The sequence below is a fragment of the Ruegeria sp. YTSC004 genome (genome assembly GCF_059609805.1).
The window spans coordinates 191,557-207,187 of sequence record NZ_JBXWMJ010000004.1 but is presented as its reverse complement, the minus strand read 5'-3'; the positions used below and the strand labels follow the sequence as shown (position 1 = coordinate 207,187).

At 55.5% G+C, this 15,631-nt stretch carries 16 protein-coding genes; 11 read left to right on the top strand and 5 right to left on the bottom strand.

The window, feature by feature from the left end; genetic code table 11:
* The 5 genes from rplI (at position 1) to AC2FFP_RS09785 (ending at position 3,724) form a co-directional block, all read left to right on the top strand.
* Positions 1 to 621, top strand: coding sequence for a 50S ribosomal protein L9 (gene rplI, locus AC2FFP_RS09805; protein ID WP_496766966.1), 621 nt, complete (start codon positions 1 to 3; stop codon positions 619 to 621).
* Between the two features lie 239 nt (positions 622 to 860).
* On the top strand, positions 861 to 1,217 hold the full coding sequence (locus AC2FFP_RS09800; protein WP_496766965.1) for a hypothetical protein: 357 nt from the start codon (positions 861 to 863) through the stop codon (positions 1,215 to 1,217).
* 153 nt (positions 1,218 to 1,370) lie between these two features.
* The gene (locus AC2FFP_RS09795; protein WP_496766964.1) at positions 1,371 to 1,859 is read left to right on the top strand and encodes a transglycosylase SLT domain-containing protein; all 489 of its coding nucleotides are present in this window, start codon (positions 1,371 to 1,373) and stop codon (positions 1,857 to 1,859) included.
* 214 nt (positions 1,860 to 2,073) lie between these two features.
* Entirely contained in the window at positions 2,074 to 2,775 is a 702-nt protein-coding gene (locus AC2FFP_RS09790; protein ID WP_058274014.1) for a LuxR family transcriptional regulator, read from the top strand.
* Between the two features lie 97 nt (positions 2,776 to 2,872).
* Positions 2,873 to 3,724 (top strand): acyl-homoserine-lactone synthase, encoded by an 852-nt coding sequence (locus AC2FFP_RS09785; RefSeq protein WP_496766963.1) that lies wholly within the window; start codon positions 2,873 to 2,875, stop codon positions 3,722 to 3,724.
* A gap of 95 nt (positions 3,725 to 3,819) precedes the next feature.
* Here the strand turns inward: AC2FFP_RS09785 and tig are convergent, their stop codons facing one another.
* From tig to AC2FFP_RS09770, 3 genes are all read right to left on the bottom strand, one after another.
* Positions 3,820 to 5,151, bottom strand: coding sequence for a trigger factor (gene tig, locus AC2FFP_RS09780; RefSeq protein WP_496740435.1), 1,332 nt, complete (start codon positions 5,149 to 5,151; stop codon positions 3,820 to 3,822).
* A gap of 184 nt (positions 5,152 to 5,335) precedes the next feature.
* Complete coding sequence (locus AC2FFP_RS09775; RefSeq protein ID WP_496766962.1) at positions 5,336 to 6,460, bottom strand: porin; 1,125 nt, start codon at positions 6,458 to 6,460, stop codon at positions 5,336 to 5,338.
* Between the two features lie 301 nt (positions 6,461 to 6,761).
* Entirely contained in the window at positions 6,762 to 8,339 is a 1,578-nt protein-coding gene (locus AC2FFP_RS09770; protein ID WP_496766961.1) for an NAD(P)H-hydrate dehydratase, read from the bottom strand.
* 169 nt (positions 8,340 to 8,508) lie between these two features.
* On the opposite strand from AC2FFP_RS09770, the gene AC2FFP_RS09765 reads away from it, so the two are divergent.
* From AC2FFP_RS09765 to AC2FFP_RS09745, 5 genes are all read left to right on the top strand, one after another.
* A complete protein-coding gene (locus tag AC2FFP_RS09765) occupies positions 8,509 to 8,847 on the top strand; it encodes a P-II family nitrogen regulator (protein WP_058274017.1) in 339 nt (112 codons plus the stop codon).
* Positions 8,848 to 8,875: 28 nt separating this feature from the next.
* Positions 8,876 to 10,282, top strand: a complete 1,407-nt coding sequence (gene glnA, locus AC2FFP_RS09760) for a type I glutamate--ammonia ligase (RefSeq protein ID WP_058277498.1) — start codon at positions 8,876 to 8,878, stop codon at positions 10,280 to 10,282.
* Between the two features lie 99 nt (positions 10,283 to 10,381).
* A complete protein-coding gene (locus AC2FFP_RS09755) occupies positions 10,382 to 11,026 on the top strand; it encodes an MSMEG_1061 family FMN-dependent PPOX-type flavoprotein (protein ID WP_496723461.1) in 645 nt (214 codons plus the stop codon).
* A gap of 66 nt (positions 11,027 to 11,092) precedes the next feature.
* Positions 11,093 to 11,881, top strand: a complete 789-nt coding sequence (locus tag AC2FFP_RS09750) for a lytic murein transglycosylase (protein WP_496766959.1) — start codon at positions 11,093 to 11,095, stop codon at positions 11,879 to 11,881.
* Between the two features lie 199 nt (positions 11,882 to 12,080).
* Entirely contained in the window at positions 12,081 to 12,992 is a 912-nt protein-coding gene (locus AC2FFP_RS09745) for a hypothetical protein (protein ID WP_496723464.1), read from the top strand.
* A 36-nt stretch (positions 12,993 to 13,028) separates the two neighbouring features.
* Here the strand turns inward: AC2FFP_RS09745 and AC2FFP_RS09740 are convergent, their stop codons facing one another.
* On the bottom strand, positions 13,029 to 13,772 hold the full coding sequence (locus tag AC2FFP_RS09740; RefSeq protein ID WP_496777720.1) for a heme-dependent oxidative N-demethylase family protein: 744 nt from the start codon (positions 13,770 to 13,772) through the stop codon (positions 13,029 to 13,031).
* 123 nt (positions 13,773 to 13,895) lie between these two features.
* Between AC2FFP_RS09740 and dddP the strand changes: the two genes are divergently transcribed.
* Entirely contained in the window at positions 13,896 to 15,239 is a 1,344-nt protein-coding gene (gene dddP / locus AC2FFP_RS09735) for a dimethylsulfonioproprionate lyase DddP (RefSeq protein WP_496844158.1), read from the top strand.
* Between the two features lie 4 nt (positions 15,240 to 15,243).
* Here the strand turns inward: dddP and AC2FFP_RS09730 are convergent, their stop codons facing one another.
* Positions 15,244 to 15,438: a hypothetical protein gene (locus tag AC2FFP_RS09730; RefSeq protein WP_496723470.1), complete on the bottom strand. Its 195-nt coding sequence runs from the start codon at positions 15,436 to 15,438 to the stop codon at positions 15,244 to 15,246.
* Between the last annotated feature and the right edge of the window lie 193 nt (positions 15,439 to 15,631).

The window sequence follows — 15,631 nt, the reverse complement described above, 5'->3', positions numbered from 1 at the left end:
ATGCAAGTTATCCTGCTGGAACGCGTTGCGAAACTGGGTCAGATGGGCGACGTCGTTGACGTCAAGCCTGGCTACGCCCGCAACTTTCTGCTGCCCCAAGGCAAAGCGCTGAGCGCTTCGAACGCCAACATTGCGTCGTTCGAATCCCAAAAAGCGCAGCTTGAGGCGCGCAACCTGGAAACCAAGAAAGAAGCTGAATCTCTGGCTGAAAAGCTGGACGGTCAGCAGTTCATCGTGATCCGCTCGGCATCGGATGCTGGTGCTCTGTACGGTTCGGTCACCCCGCGTGACGCCGCAGATGCCGCAACCGAAGCTGGTTTCACCGTCGACAAAAAGCAGATTGCTCTGATCGCTCCGATCAAAGAGCTTGGCCTGCACTCGCTGGCGGTCAAGCTGCACCCCGAGGTCGAAGTCAAGATCCAAATGAACGTTGCCCGTTCGCAAGAAGAAGCCGAACTGCAGGCTTCGGGCAAGTCGATCCAGGAACTGGCTGCCGAAGAAGAGGCCGCCGCAGAATTCGAAATCGCCGAACTGTTCGACGATATCGGTTCCGCAGCTTCCGACGATGACGATTTGGTTGCCGAAGAGGCCCTGGCTGAGGAAGACGAAGCCAAAGCCTGATCCGGCTGCCTTTGAAAGATTGATTGGCCGCGCCGAAGGGCGCGGCCTTTTTTTGTGTTCGAACCCCAGACCGTGACAAAGAGTGACGTCAGGCACGACCAGGAATTTGGATTGAAATTATGCTATCCTACGGTCACGCGGCCCCTGCCGCCCCAGCCGCATTTTTTTGAAGTTCATTTTATTAGCAATTTGCGTGATCGCACATCTGGGCGGATCGCGATCCGACAGGAGAAACCACTATGGCATCCTTGTGCAACTACATCGTCGTGAATGATGGCTCTTTTTCTGTAAACCCCGGTGAAAGCCAGACCTTCAGCGACCCAATCCCTTCCAACCTGATCATCGGAACCAACCGCGCGAAACCGATCCTCGCCTTCAAAGCCTGGGCAACGCCGTCCGGAGGGGCCTTTCAGATCGAGATAAACGATACCTTTATCTACGGCCCATCCATGTCGGGCGGCGACATTCGTGGATTATGGGAGACCTTCCCCGGAACTGTTCTGAACCCGGGGATCAATAACACCGTTCAGTTTCGCGCGACAGTGAACAAGATCTGGTTTGCGGATATCATTTTGTGGTTCCAGGTCGATATGTGACAACCCGCCTTTCCGAGCTGACCAATAAGGAACACTCTGGCACCGGATTGTGACGCAGCGAGACCCGGCATAAATCAGCACGCGGGCTGGCTGTCTGCTTGCGGTTGCGTTCGGCAGGACTATCATGCCCCAAACCCCATCCGGAGACTACACATGCCCCACTACACGCGACGCGCTCTACTTGTTGCATTACTCGGCGCACCTGCCCTGGCTGCCTGCGGTGGCCTGGATGGCAAGCAGAGCTCTCGCAATGCCCCTTTTGATCCGCCGCTATACCCCAACGAAACCCCTGAATTGCGCGCCTCAATCAACAAGTGGGCTGACCATTATGAATTGCCACGCGAGCTGTTGCACAAGCTCGCCATAAGGGAAAGCACGCACCGGCCATGGGCGGTCAACAACCCCTATTACGGGTTGCTGCAGATCCTACCCGCGACAGCGCGATCCATGGGGTACAAAGGCAACGCACAGGGTTTGTTGGATGCAGACACCAATCTGGAGTTCGCCGGAAAATACCTGCGTGGGGCGTGGCTCTTGTCAGATGGCGACCAGAAGCGGGCTATCTTCCTTTATGCCAAAGGTTACTACCCCGAGGCGAAGGCCGCCGGGATGCTGGTTGAAACTGGCCTAAGGTCAGAGTGACGTTGGGTAAGGATATAACTTGTCATTAGCGTAAAGGTTGCAATAATGACTTATGCAATCGCTAAGGTATTCTGTTGCCATAACCACGCATTATGCTTAAGCGATATGTATAATTAGCTTGCGTCAGGCACCACAGTTGACGCAACGTATTCGGTGAAATGGACAGACTTGGCATTTCTTTGGGGAAAGATTTGCCGCCGCAAAGGTTGGACAGGTGAAACTTATAGACTTGGCCGCGATCGACCACGAGGAAAAGTCGGCAGCCGACATAATTAATGCTGTCTGCGATGAATTGGGATTCGATTACGCATCTTACGCCACTTTTAACCCTGTAAAGGGTGATGTTCAGGGATATGCCAACTACCCGGACGAATGGAAGATTCACTATGGCAGCCAAGGTTTCCACCATTTCGATCCGACCTTGTATCAATCTGCGCTCAGCATCGCTCCGGTGGACTGGGGCAGATTTAATCACGACGAAAAGTTCCATTCGGTTTTTCGGGATGCGCATGATTTTGGCATTACTTCCCGTGGCTTAACCGTTCCGGTACGTGGCCCGTACGGGGAATGTGGCCTGCTGAATGTGACCCGAAATTGCTCGGATTCCGAGTGGGCAAAGCTGAAGAAACATGTGATGGGGGACCTGCAGATGGCCGCAGTTACAGCGCATGATACCGTGATGCAGTCTGGCCTGTTGGCCAAAGCGCTCTATTTACCAGCTCTTTCGACGCGAGAGAAAGAGATCCTGCAGTGGGTTGCGGATGGAAAATCACAGCAGGACATCGGTGATATCCTGTCAATTTCACACCGAACCGTCGAAGTTCACATGCGGTCTGGCCGCGAAAAAATGGGCGCGTTGACAACACCGCAAGCCATTGGAAGAGCTATTGGATTGGGCCTAATTGCCCCAGGATAATCAAAAAAGATTAAAAAATACGGGAAACCCCCAATAGTCTTAGCTCAAATCTAAGTTAACGTCATCCTTACGGTAACCAGACTGTAGGGGGATGGAAATGATCATCGTAATTGATGGTATCAACCAAAATAAGTTTAAGCATGTCTTGGACGAGATGTACAAACTGCGCGCGCGCGTTTTCGGCGACCGCCTTGGTTGGGATGTAAACATTGTCGATGGGCGCGAACGCGACCATTTTGACGACCTTCATCCAGCACATGTAGTCAGCATCAACGACGAGGGGGACGTCGTTGGGTGCATGCGACTACTGCAAACGACCGGGCCACACATGCTGTCCGACGTTTTTCATTCAATTCTGGACGGCGAACCGCCGATCCGCAGCGCGCAGGTCTGGGAAGCAACCCGGTTTTGCGTCGATACCAAAAAGCTTGGGCGAGGACGCGGAGAAAACTCCGTTTCTTACGTCACCAGCGAGGTAATGATCGGCTCGTTCGAATATGCCAAGATGGCCGGTGTTCTGGACTCTATCGCCGTGATCGACCCGGTGATGAACCGCGTCCTGCAACGATCCGGCAATGCGCCTTACGATTATCTTGGAACTGCCAAGCCGATGGGTAAGGTTGTCGCCATGGCTGCGTTGATGGATTGCTCGGACGAACGGATCGCTGGAATTCGGGATTACGCCGACATTGAACACGATGTCTTCCTGACCGACGAACAGGCTCTGGAACTGGTCGAACGGGCAAAGGCCAAGCCAAGTGCCGCGAATTATGACCACCAGCCTCTGACGCAGTTGGAAAAATACTTTGTCGAACAGATGAGTTCGGCAACATCGAAAGCCGAAGTTGATTCAGTGCTGAAACTGATCGAAGCGCTTTCGGACCGCTTCACGCCGGAGCAGAAGACCGCTCTGCTAAGAACCCCCCGTGCTTTTGCTCATGAGGCCTGACCCCCTCACCTCATAGGTTAAAGCCACCCAAGCGGAGCCGTCTTTTTCCAGACGGCTCCGTATTTTTTGTGCCCATGGGGATGGGCGGACGAGGATTACTCCTCGTCCAGTGCCTCGACGGCTTTCTGCAGATCGTCTTTGCTGACTTCTTTGTCCGCGACCTGAGCCAGTTCAAAGACATAGTCGATGACTTTGTCTTCGAAGATCGGCGCGCGCAGCTGTTGCTGCATCTGAGCGTTCTGCTGCACGAATTCAAAGAACTGACGTTCCTGACCAGGGTACTGACGTGCCTGGTTCATGATCGCTTGGGTCATCTCGGAGTCGGTGACCTCAACCTCGGCCTTCTGACCCAGTTCAGCCAACAGTAGGCCCAGACGCACGCGGCGTTCGGCCAGCTTGTTGTGCTCGTCTGTGGGCTCGATCTCGGCGTGGTCGTGACCTTCCACTTCCGGATTTTCCTCGTGCCACAGCTGATGTGCGATCTGCTTGGCTTCGGCTTCAACCAGCGACGGAGGCAGGTCGAACGAGACCTTCTCGTCCAGCGCGTCCAGCAGGCCACGCTTCATAACCGCGCGGGATGCACCGGAATATTCCGCTTCCAGACGCTCGGCGATTTGACCTTTCAGTGCGGCCAGATCTTCTGCGCCGAACTTGGTCGCCAGCTCGTCGTTTACTTCTGCAGCAACGGGTTCCTTCACCTCTTTGATGGTGCAGGTGAATACGGCGTCTTTACCGGCCAGATGCTCTGCGCCGTATTCTTCGGGGAAGGAAACGTTGACGTCTTTGACTTCTTCGGCCTTCACGCCAACCAGCTGCTCTTCGAAGCCGGGGATGAAGCTGTTGGAACCCAGAACCAGCGGATAGTCTTCAGCCGAACCGCCTTCGAACTCTTCGCCGTCAACTTTGCCGACGAAGTCGATCACAACCTGATCGCCGTCTTTGGCTTTGGAACCCTTGCGGCGCGCTTTGAAATCCTGAGCGGTTTCGGCCAGATTGTTCAGGGCTTCTTCGATGGCTGCGTCGTCTGCTTTGACGACCAGCTTCTCCAGCTCGACAGATTTCAGATCAACTTCGGGGATCGCGGGCAGCGCCTCATAGGACATTGCGACCTCGACGTCGTCGCCTTCTTTCCAGTCTTCGTTGGTCATTTTGACCTCAGGCTGAAGCGCAGGGCGCTCGCCGCTGTCTTCAAAATGCTGGTTCATCGCACCATCGATGCTTTCCTGCATCGCTTCGCCCAACAGGCGCTGACCGAACTGCTTTTTCAGCAATGCCATCGGCACTTTGCCTTTGCGGAAACCCTTCATTTCGACTTCCGGCTGCGCTTCGACCAGTTTCTCGTTAACTTTGTCGTCCAGCTCGGCTGCGGATACGATGATATTGTAGCCGCGTTTCAGACCTTCGTTCAGCGTCTCGGTAACCTGCATTATGGTAGTCCCCATAGGATTCGGGGCGCGCAAAACGGCGCGCCGGGCAAATTTGACGCCTTCTATTTGCCCAGCCGCTTACGTGCAAGAGGCAATGGCCAGATCAGCCTTGTTTTGCCGCCGATTTGAACAAAAAAAACGCCCCAGCCAGACTGGGGCGCCGTTAGTTTACGGGGAAACGTCGTCAGAACTTCCAGAGCGCACCCAGTACCCAGGCTTCGTTCTTGTCAAAGTCGACCGTGTCGTCGAAATCGTGGTTACGGTATTTCAGGTAGGCGTCTGTGTTGATCGCGTCGATCCGCTGGACAACGGCAATACCCCAGGACTTGGTGCTGGACCCCTGATTTTCAAAATCAGAACCGTCGAAATAGTCGATACCAACGCCGGTTTTACCCCAGGACACCCAATCCCCTTCATAAGCAAGTTTAGTGTACCAATAGTCCGGGTCGCTGGCGCCGGTAGAGGTATCGTCCCGCGTGCCGAGGGCTGCAGTAAAGCTGAACCCGCTGGGCAACAGGACCGACGCGGACCCGATGGTATCCTTGCGCTCGCCGGGTTGGCCGTCGAAATCCCTTACTGCGTAGGCAAGGCTCGCTGCGAACTCGACACCGTTGGTGAAAGTGTTCCGGTACTTGACCGCAAGATCGTAATAATCGTCGTCGTCGCTGCTGGACAGGATGTTCTGACCATAAGCAATCGCCGCTGAGAAGCCATTGAAATCGGGCGTGTCATACCGGACCCTGCCCCGACGCGCGCCATCAAAGTTGCTGGCCGAGTCGCCAACGGTGATGCCACTCAGGATACCATCTGCTCCCCGGTAGAAAAAAGCGCCGTTTTCATCGTTCGTGAAAGAATACAAAGCCGTCCCGACGTAGGACAAATCAGTCTCGGCAGCTCCGTCCGAGGCCATACTGCCCTGACCGGCAGAGAACTTGCCGTATCCACCCTTGAGTGAGAAATCGACGTGGCGGATATCTTCCCGGCTCCAACCGTTGGTGTTGGTACCATCCTGGTTGGCTGTCCCGGTACTTGGCAGACCCAGACCGGTTTCAAACCGGAACATGAACTCATTGCTGCCATAGGGTTGCATGACGCGCAAACCTACGCGGCTGTTGGACAGGTCATTGTCCAACAACCGGGTCTCGGTCTCCTGGCCGTCATCGACCGATACGATCACCGGATCGAGCTGACCGTACAGCACCACATAACCGCCGCTGTTGTTTTCGTACTTTAGTTCAGCAGAAGCAGGGATCGCCGTGGTCATCGCCAGAACAGCGGCAACCGAGGGGAGTTTCAAATTCACTGTCATTTTATTCACCTTGAACGTTTCGTTTGTGGCAACCGCCAAAAGAAAAACCGATGTGACGGGCCACTCCGCAAGGAACCGAGTTAGTCGCGTTTAGAGTTTCTGCCTTACGGCTCAAATCGGCAGAAAGTAAATTTTAATCATATCAAAGATTTGGCCACCAAGATTTCGTTGGTAGGAAAATCCACGTACAAGTCTGCCACTCTGTCCGAAGTCTTTCAAAAGGAATGACATGCACTGATGCGTATACGTGCGGCCATTTCTTGCCGAGCGCTGAAAAAAGCAGCTAATTTCCGCCCATGCGTCATTTAGCCAAACTTTGAAAAACCGCAGGTAATTGCTCGGGTAAGTCCTCGGCAATCAGCCCGGGGCCAAATTGGCGCGCGCATTCAACATGCAGCCAGGCTGCCGTTTCCGCTGCCTGCATTGGGGCGAACCCTCGCGCCAGCAACCCGGTGATAAACCCGGCGAGCACATCGCCAGAGCCAGCCGTCGCCAACCACGGTGCCGAACGCTCATAATGGGCCGAATTGATCGCACAGCGCCCATCCGGCGCGGCAATCACCGTGTCCGGCCCCTTGAACAGAACCACACATCCTGCCCGCGTGGCCGCCTCACGCGTTGCGTCGACCTTGGAATAGGCTGGGCCTTTGGTGGGAACCGCAGTCAACTTCTCAGCAACATCCGGGAAAAGCCGGGCGAACTCTCCACCATGCGGTGTGAGAACGCAATTATCGTGCAATTGGTCAAACAGAACCGCAGGGTCGTCCGCAAACGCGGTCAAAGCGTCCGCATCCAAAACTGTCGCCCGATTTGCAGCCAGAGCAACCGGAACCAAAGCCCGCGCACGCTCCAATCCCAGACCAGGGCCAAGACAAAGCGCATTCAACCGCTCGTCGTTGAGAACATCGGACAACCCCTCACCACCCTCAACCCGTTGCAACATGATGGCCGTGACCTGCGCCGCAACTTCCATCTGCGCGGCCGGCGGGACACCCAACGTTACCAACCCGGCCCCAATCCGCAAAGCACCGCGCGCTGCCAATCGCGCCGCGCCAGTCTTTCCGGAGTCACCAGAAATAATCAGGGCGTGACCATGAGAGTACTTGTGCATCGCTTTGTTCGTTCGGAGATTGGAAGGGTACTTTTCTGACACTTGCCAGCGGGAATTCCCGGTCTCGTATTGAATGGAAGAGTTCCGTCGAAAAGACGGAACAAAATCGGCAATTCCAATTTCCTTGACCTTCAACGTTTCCGCCTGATCCGCCAAAAGGCCAATTTTATGGCCAAGCCGCTTGCGTTCGAACGTTACAATGAGACCGACGACCTCGGGTCCATCGTAGAACTGTGTTTCCTCGTCCAGAAACTTCCCGCTATCGGAACAATATCCAGAGGGAACATCGATAGCCACATCAATGCCAACCTTGAACATCTCACGGCAAAACGCCTTGGCGTCTCCAGAAAGCGGTCGCGACAACCCTGTTCCGAACACGGCGTCAATAACAAGGTCAAAGTCGGCTTTCAGCAATTCGCCCGCTACTGGATTACTGCCTTCGATATCTCCAATTTTGCTCCACCGTTCACAGTTCGCCTTCGCATCCGGCGGCAACTTTTCCGGATCGCCAAACAGAAAAACCTCGATCTCCCAACCCCACTCTTTCAACAGCCGCGCAACGACGAACCCATCACCGCCATTGTTGCCGGGACCGCACAAAACCACGGCAGTGCCAGACGTTCTTGACAGTTCAGGCCACTCCTCGAAAATCGCGTCGACAACACCGCGACCGGCGCGTTCCATCAGTTCCAGACCGGTCACCTCACCGAACTCAATCGCCGCGGTTTCAATTGCTCGCATCTGCGCCGCTGTTAGCAATTCCGTCATTTCAAATCCTCTGGCGATTCAGTTTCGCTTACTTTTTGTGCAAGTTGATCAAAAATTGACCCGACGCCCATTTTCTCAGCGCCCGGCTCGGGCCGATATCGCTATCACATTGCCGCCCGAATTTAGACGTGGTCAGTGCCAATCTGACAAGAGTTAACAGGAGCCCGGAATGAAGAAGATCGAAGCGATCATCAAGCCGTTCAAACTCGATGAGGTTAAAGAGGCGCTGCAGGATGTCGGCGTCCAGGGTCTTAGCGTGATCGAGGTTAAGGGCTTTGGCCGTCAAAAGGGCCACACCGAATTGTATCGCGGCGCGGAATACGTCGTCGATTTCCTGCCCAAGGTGAAGGTCGAAGTCGTTCTGGACGACGATCAGGTTGATGCGGCCATCGACGCCATCGTCGCGGCAGCCAAAACCGACAAGATCGGCGACGGCAAGATCTTTGTCTCGCCTGTTGAACAAGCCATTCGCATTCGGACCGGTGAGACCGGCCCGGAAGCACTGTAACAAACTCAAAGCAGAGGAATATTAAGTTATGAGCAAGGACGCAGTTCTTCAGCTGATCAAAGACGAGGACGCCGAGTACGTCGACGTTCGCTTCACTGATCCCCGCGGCAAGCTTCAGCACGTCACGCTGATGGCCGACCAGGTTGACGAAGACTTCCTGGAAGAAGGCTTCATGTTCGACGGTTCGTCCATCGCGGGCTGGAAATCGATCGAAGCATCCGACATGAAACTGATGGTCGACACCAACAGCGCCTATGTCGATCCGTTCTACGCGGAAAAGACGATCTGCGTGCACTGCTCGGTTGTCGAACCCGACACCGGCGAAGCCTATGAGCGTGACCCGCGCGGCACCGCCCAGAAAGCCGAAGCGTACCTGAAGGCGTCCGGTATCGGCGACGTTGCTTACATGGGGCCCGAGGCCGAATTCTTCCTGTTCGATGACGTCCGTTTCTCGAACAGCATCAACAAAGTATCATACGAAGTTGATGCAACTGACGCGTCGTGGAACACCGACACCGAGTACGAGATGGGCAACATGGGCCATCGTCCGGGCGTCAAGGGCGGCTACTTCCCGGTCAACCCCATCGACGAAGCGCAGGACCTGCGCTCGGAAATGCTGTCGACCATGAAGCGTCTGGGCATGAAGGTCGACAAGCACCACCACGAGGTTGCTTCGTGCCAGCACGAGCTGGGCTTGATCTTCGACAGCCTGACCAAACAGGCGGACGAGCTGCAGAAGTACAAATACATCATCCACAACGTCGCGCACGCATACGGCAAATCGGCCACGTTCATGCCGAAGCCCATCGCAGGTGACAACGGCACCGGCATGCACGTGAACATGTCGATCTGGAAAGACGGCAAGCCGCTGTTTGCAGGCGACAAATACGCCGACCTGTCGGATGAGGCACTGTACTTCATCGGCGGCATCCTGAAGCACGCCAAAACGCTGAACGCCTTCACCAACCCGGCGACCAACAGCTACAAGCGTCTGATCCCGGGCTTTGAGGCCCCAGTTCTGCGCGCCTACTCGGCTCGTAACCGTTCGGGTTGCGTTCGTATTCCGTGGACCGAAAGCCCGAAAGCCAAGCGCGTTGAAGCTCGTTTCCCCGATCCAGCGGCGAACCCCTACCTGGCATTTGCCGCTCTGCTGATGGCTGGTCTGGACGGCATCAAGAACAAGATCGATCCGGGCGAAGCCATGGACAAGAACCTGTACGATCTGCCTGCCGAAGAACTGGCCGACATCCCGACCGTCTGCGGTTCGCTGCGCGAGGCGCTGGAAGCGCTGGCGTCGGATCACGACTTCCTGCTGCAGGGTGACGTGTTCACCAAAGACCAGATCGACGGCTACATCGCTTTGAAGATGGAAGAAGTCGAAACCTACGAGCATACCCCACACCCCGTTGAATACGGCATGTACTACAGCTGCTGATCGGGTTCAGGGTAGAATACTCAAGGGCGTCCATTTGGGCGCCCTTGTTTCGTTTGGTACGATCTCTCACACTCGACCCACCCGGTTAGGAGAGATCGCATGTCATCAGACGCCCCCTTTTCTCAATTCACAGATTTCGTGACTTCGAGCGATGAACTGGAGCGCATAACTGGCGCGCCCCTGCCCCAGATCATCGCCAAAGAGCTGTCCGGGCTGGACCAGATGTGCCGCGACTTTATTGCCAAGTCCACATTCTGCCTGATTGCGTCGGCCAATCCAGGTGGTCATCTGGACATCTCGCCCCGAGGTGATCCAGAAGGGTTCGTAAATGTGTTATCCGACACCCTGATCGCAATCCCTGACCGACCCGGCAACAAGCGCGTGGATACGTTCCACAATATTTTGCTGGACCCACGCGTCAGCCTGATATTCTTCGTGCCGGGCAAGATGGAAACTCTGCGCCTTCGTGGCACTGCCCGTCTATGCAAAGATCGCGACTTGCTGGATAGCATGGCGATAAACAACCGCTCGCCGAAACTGGCCTTGGTCATCCATGTCGAGACAGTGTTCGCACACTGCCCCAAATGTGTGATCCGCGCGAACCTGTGGCGGCCGGAGGAATGGCCGGATTCGTCTGAGTTACCGAACATGAACGCGATGATGGTCAAACACGCCAAGATAGACAAAACGCCTGAAGAGTGGTTTGAAAGCTTGAAAGGTACCGGAGAGTTGGACCTGTACTAACCTCTTTTCGGATTAGCGAATGCCACGTACCCTATCCATAACATTTCACTTGCCTGGATTTCACTGATGCTGCGATTTGCTCTTATACTTGCCCTGTCCCTTCCCACAGTTGCAGCCGCCGCTCCTTGCGGAAACACCAGTAACGGCTTCGAAGCATGGAAAAAGGACTTTGCGAAACAGGCCAAGCGTGCTGGCGTCAAAAAGAAGGGGCTGCAGGCGCTGGCACAAACGCAGTACGCCACGCGCACGATCGCTGCGGACCGCAATCAGAAAAGCTTTAAATATTCCTTGGACAAGTTCATGCGCGTACGCGGGGCAGACACCATCGTGGCGCAGGGGCGCAAACGTAAAGCACGCAACCCGCAATTCTATGCAGCGCTAGAACGCCAATACGGCGTACCGGCCGGGGTACTGATCGCCATTCACGGTATGGAAACCGGGTTCGGAAACTTCATGGGCGACAGTCAGGTTGTTTCCGCAATCACAACACTGGCCTACGACTGCCGCAGGTCCGACTTTTTCACTCCTCACGCAATCGGAGCGCTGAAGCTGGTCGATCAAGGCAGCATTACGACGGCGACAAAAGGGGCAAAACATGGCGAACTTGGGCACACCCAGTTCCTGCCGGGCAATGCCATGCAATACGGGGTTGATGCCACCGGCGACGGTCAGGTCGACTTTTACAATATGACGGATGCTCTGGCCTCAACCGCTAATTTTCTACGTAAGAAGGGCTGGAAACCCGGTCGCGGCTATCAACAGGGTCAGCCAAACTTTGCTGTCATTCAACAGTGGAATGCCGCCTCGGTTTACCAACAATCCATTGCAATAATGGCTGCCCGAATCGACGGTTGAAGCAGGCTCGGGATTCCGGCAGTTACACCCGATTTCGGCCACATTGTCGCCACAGACGTCAAAAAGCCCTTAAAATGCCTAGGTTTCCATAGCGTAATCAATCCCCGCGATTTCTCATTTTTTTCCATTTTTGCCCAAATCTGCCCCAGATCGCTTGCTAGATTGTTTCCAAACACAGGATGCGACAAAGGACAGCGCAGTGACTCCGAAGCACAGCTATCACGGTGGTCTGCAATTCAACGGTAAGGCCGAAAACGCGGTCGAGCGGTTCAGCGACATCGTTGCCAAGACCCTTGCGGACTATGGTCACCTGGTCGAGCGTAAGTCTCTGCAGAACGACACCGAAGCAAGCATTGTGTCCAGCCAGTATTTGGTGCGCCTGACGCTGGATACCAAGGTCGCCGAAACCGAAGACCGGTTCGATCGCCTTAACCGCGCTGCAGGTCTGAAGACAATCCAGAGACCTATTGTCACCCTGCCGAATAACCGGCTGACGATCACAGTGACTCCAGTTTCCCCCCTATTGGATGACAGCGAAGTTACCGAGTTGATGCTGGTCGTAATCCTTTACAGAATGGTTGACGTCTGCGCGACCCAGCGGGTCGAATGGCTGTCGCCCAACACCGTTTTGACTATCGAACAATTCATGAGCGCATTTGACACGCTGGCCCCAAGCAGGCCGCGTGACAGAAAGCAGATTTTCGAGGCAGTGACAGGCCCGTTTGCCGGACTGAATGTCACTGACGCAGAAGACCTGGATGAGCCAGAAAAAAAGGCGCTGACCCCAGTAGCCCGGCCAATCCAGCTGTCGGATGAGCAGTTGCTCAGCATCGCTTTTCGGACAGAACCTATCGAGCAGCCTACCGATCGGGACGACACGCCCCCCCTCGTCCACGAGCAACCCAGCGATATCCTCCGACTGACCAGTTGGGGATTGACGGGTGCCGTGGCAAGCGTGTCCGTCCCGATTGCGGCCTCTTTGGCCGCTGTGAACCTGATAAGGGGCGAAGACTTCCGCCTGAACACTCAGGTGCTGGTATATTCGGTCGCGATCTCCGCTCTCAGCACAAGCGGGGCACTTGCGGGCGCTGCCAGCGCGCTGGGCATGTAGCCTGGTATGAAATGACCCTCCTTGGAGGCCCCGCCATCAGGCGGGGTTTTCCATTTTTGACACCTGCTCTGCCGCCAGAACATATGTATGGATTGAGAAAACCACGGCCTGTGTCTCAGGCAGTCGCAACAGCGTCTGCCGCTCACTTCGCAGGAACCGCGCGTGTCCTGGTTTCTGCGGGGCCCGCCGGTCGTTTGCGCTGCGGGGTTGATGCAGCTCGGCGTCCTCATACCACAGCGCATTGAACCGCCACAGAGGGCGCCCCGGTTGTATCCCGTCAAACAAACGCTGAACCCGCCGGGCGATGTCGGCGTTGTAGCTGTCAACAGGCAGATGGATGTCGATCAGGGGCCGCATGAATTTTTCGGATAAACGCCAACTGGCAGGAAAACACAGGATGGCTCCAGTGAGCACGTGTTCATCCCCCTGCTTTTGCAGGATGCAGAAATCTTCCTGCGCCAATCGGCACAGCGTATCCAATGGCTGATCCTGATCGATCGAAACACCTGTCCCGTCCGGGCGAGCGACGTGATCTGTGCACTCGGGATAGACTTGGTTCAGGACAAGATCCAACAACTCCTGCGCAGCGGGTTTAGCACCTGCATCCATCGCCAGAACATCCGAACGATGACTGACCAAAAGGTCCTCGCGTCTTTGCATCTGGGCGGCGAACGCATCATCGTGGTGCAACCAGCTGTCCATGCTTGCTGGCTGAATGCCTGGCAATGGGCGTTTGTCCAACGGGTCATACGGAATTGAAGTCTGAAGAATGGTCGTCATGAATTTGACGTATCATCAGAATTTCCGCTTGTCGGTCAAAAAGCGACGAACGCACGGTCGCAAACCTTCAAGACGTCCGGAGATTGATTCTTCACGCTCAAAGAACAGGCAGGGAGACCCACCATGAACCGACACTACCGCGACACTCGCAAGATCGACCCGACCAAAGGTGCGACCCTTGGTGATGGCACCCCGAATGAAAACGACCGGATCGAGATCGGCCCGACGCAGCTTGCGTTTTCAGAATGGGAAAAGGCTGGCCTTGCCCTGCCTGATCTGGCCCGGATGCGCGAACACCGGTGGAAACGGTTGACGCAGGCCATTGTCGATCGCGGCTATGGCGGGCTGTTGATGTTCGACCCGCTGAACATCCGTTATGCCACCGACAGCACCAACATGCAGTTGTGGAACACGCATAACCCATTCCGCGCCGTCTTGTTGTGCGCCGACGGCTACATGGTGATTTGGGACTATAAGAACTCTCCGTTTCTTTCCACGTTCAATCCACTGGTGCGCGAGCAACGATCCGGAGCTGATCTGTTCTACTTTGACCGCGGTGACAAGGTCGACGTGGCCGCGGACGTGTTCTCAAACGAGGTGCGCGTTCTGATCGACGAACATGGTGGCGGCAACAAACGCCTCGGCGTGGACAAGATCATGCTGCACGGCTTGCGTGCGCTTGAGGCGCAAGGCTTCGAAATCATGGAAGGCGAAGAGGCGACGGAAAAGACCCGCGCCATCAAAGGCCCGGACGAAATCCTTGCCATGCGCTGTGCCAATCACGCCTGCGAAACCGCTGTGGCGGAAATGGAGAAATTCGCGCGCGCCAATGTGGGAGACGGCAAAACCTCGGAAGACGACATTTGGGCAGTTCTGCACGGCGAAAACATCCGGCGCGGCGGCGAATGGATCGAAACCCGCCTGCTGGCCTCGGGCCAGCGAACAAACCCGTGGTTTCAGGAATGCGGCCCCCGGATCACGCAACAGAACGAGATCATCGCTTTTGACACCGACCTCATCGGTTCATATGGCATCTGTATTGATATCTCGCGCACATGGTGGATCGGCGACGAAAAACCCCGGCCCGACATGGTCTATGCCATGCAGCACGCGCATGAGCATATCATGACCAATATGGAGATGCTGAAGCCCGGCGTGATGATCCCCGAACTGACGGCCAATGCGCATAAGCTGGACGACAAGTTCCAGGCGCAGAAATACGGCTGCCTGATGCACGGCGTCGGCTTGTGCGATGAGTGGCCTCTGGTTGCTTATCCGGACAAGGCAGTGGCGGGCTCTTACGACTACGCGCTCGAACCCGGCATGGTCCTGTGTGTTGAGGCTGCCGTTGGAGAGGTTGGCGGAGATTTCTCTATCAAGCTGGAGGATCAGGTTCTAATCACCGAGGACGGGTATGAGAACCTGACCACTTATCCCTTTGATCCGCAGCTCATGGGGCTGAGCTGACGTTTCAGTTCGACCAATGTGACCGTCTGACATTTCCGTGCCAGTCTTCGGACACGGGATCAAAAACCTGGGCCTCAGTGGATGTCACCGGCGGCAGAGTTTGACCAAGCGCAAATCCGATCACGCCGGTCAGGGCAATCACGGCCAGTATATCCGGGCGTAGAACCACGCCCCTTTGATCCATTGCAGTATGTGCCATTTGAACCTCCTGGGCTGCACGTGTGCGATGGTCGTAAGATGGGGGTGTGATATGAATTAGTAAAACAAATACTTTTTGCATTATACTTCACGAAACTTGATGCTTTAGGTTCACAGCAAAGACAAAGGAATGCGCGCAATCCGTTCGCTTCACTCACCTTCCCGTGACGCTTCTTACAATGGGGTTGAGCGGC

Excerpts from the sequence above, each read along its gene's own strand:
- AC2FFP_RS09730 (WP_496723470.1), bottom strand. The coding sequence starts at position 15,438 with ATGGCACATACTGCAATGGATCAAAGGGGCGTGGTTCTACGCCCGGAT.
- AC2FFP_RS09765 (WP_058274017.1), top strand. The coding sequence starts at position 8,509 with ATGAAGAAGATCGAAGCGATCATCAAGCCGTTCAAACTCGATGAGGTT.
- AC2FFP_RS09755 (WP_496723461.1), top strand. The coding sequence starts at position 10,382 with ATGTCATCAGACGCCCCCTTTTCTCAATTCACAGATTTCGTGACTTCG.
- AC2FFP_RS09770 (WP_496766961.1), bottom strand. The coding sequence starts at position 8,339 with ATGACGGAATTGCTAACAGCGGCGCAGATGCGAGCAATTGAAACCGCG.
- glnA (WP_058277498.1), top strand. The coding sequence starts at position 8,876 with ATGAGCAAGGACGCAGTTCTTCAGCTGATCAAAGACGAGGACGCCGAG.
- AC2FFP_RS09800 (WP_496766965.1), top strand. The coding sequence starts at position 861 with ATGGCATCCTTGTGCAACTACATCGTCGTGAATGATGGCTCTTTTTCT.
- AC2FFP_RS09775 (WP_496766962.1), bottom strand. The coding sequence starts at position 6,460 with ATGACAGTGAATTTGAAACTCCCCTCGGTTGCCGCTGTTCTGGCGATG.
- dddP (WP_496844158.1), top strand. The coding sequence starts at position 13,896 with ATGAACCGACACTACCGCGACACTCGCAAGATCGACCCGACCAAAGGT.
- AC2FFP_RS09740 (WP_496777720.1), bottom strand. The coding sequence starts at position 13,772 with ATGACGACCATTCTTCAGACTTCAATTCCGTATGACCCGTTGGACAAA.
- AC2FFP_RS09750 (WP_496766959.1), top strand. The coding sequence starts at position 11,093 with ATGCTGCGATTTGCTCTTATACTTGCCCTGTCCCTTCCCACAGTTGCA.
- AC2FFP_RS09795 (WP_496766964.1), top strand. The coding sequence starts at position 1,371 with ATGCCCCACTACACGCGACGCGCTCTACTTGTTGCATTACTCGGCGCA.
- rplI (WP_496766966.1), top strand. The coding sequence starts at position 1 with ATGCAAGTTATCCTGCTGGAACGCGTTGCGAAACTGGGTCAGATGGGC.
- tig (WP_496740435.1), bottom strand. The coding sequence starts at position 5,151 with ATGCAGGTTACCGAGACGCTGAACGAAGGTCTGAAACGCGGCTACAAT.
- AC2FFP_RS09785 (WP_496766963.1), top strand. The coding sequence starts at position 2,873 with ATGATCATCGTAATTGATGGTATCAACCAAAATAAGTTTAAGCATGTC.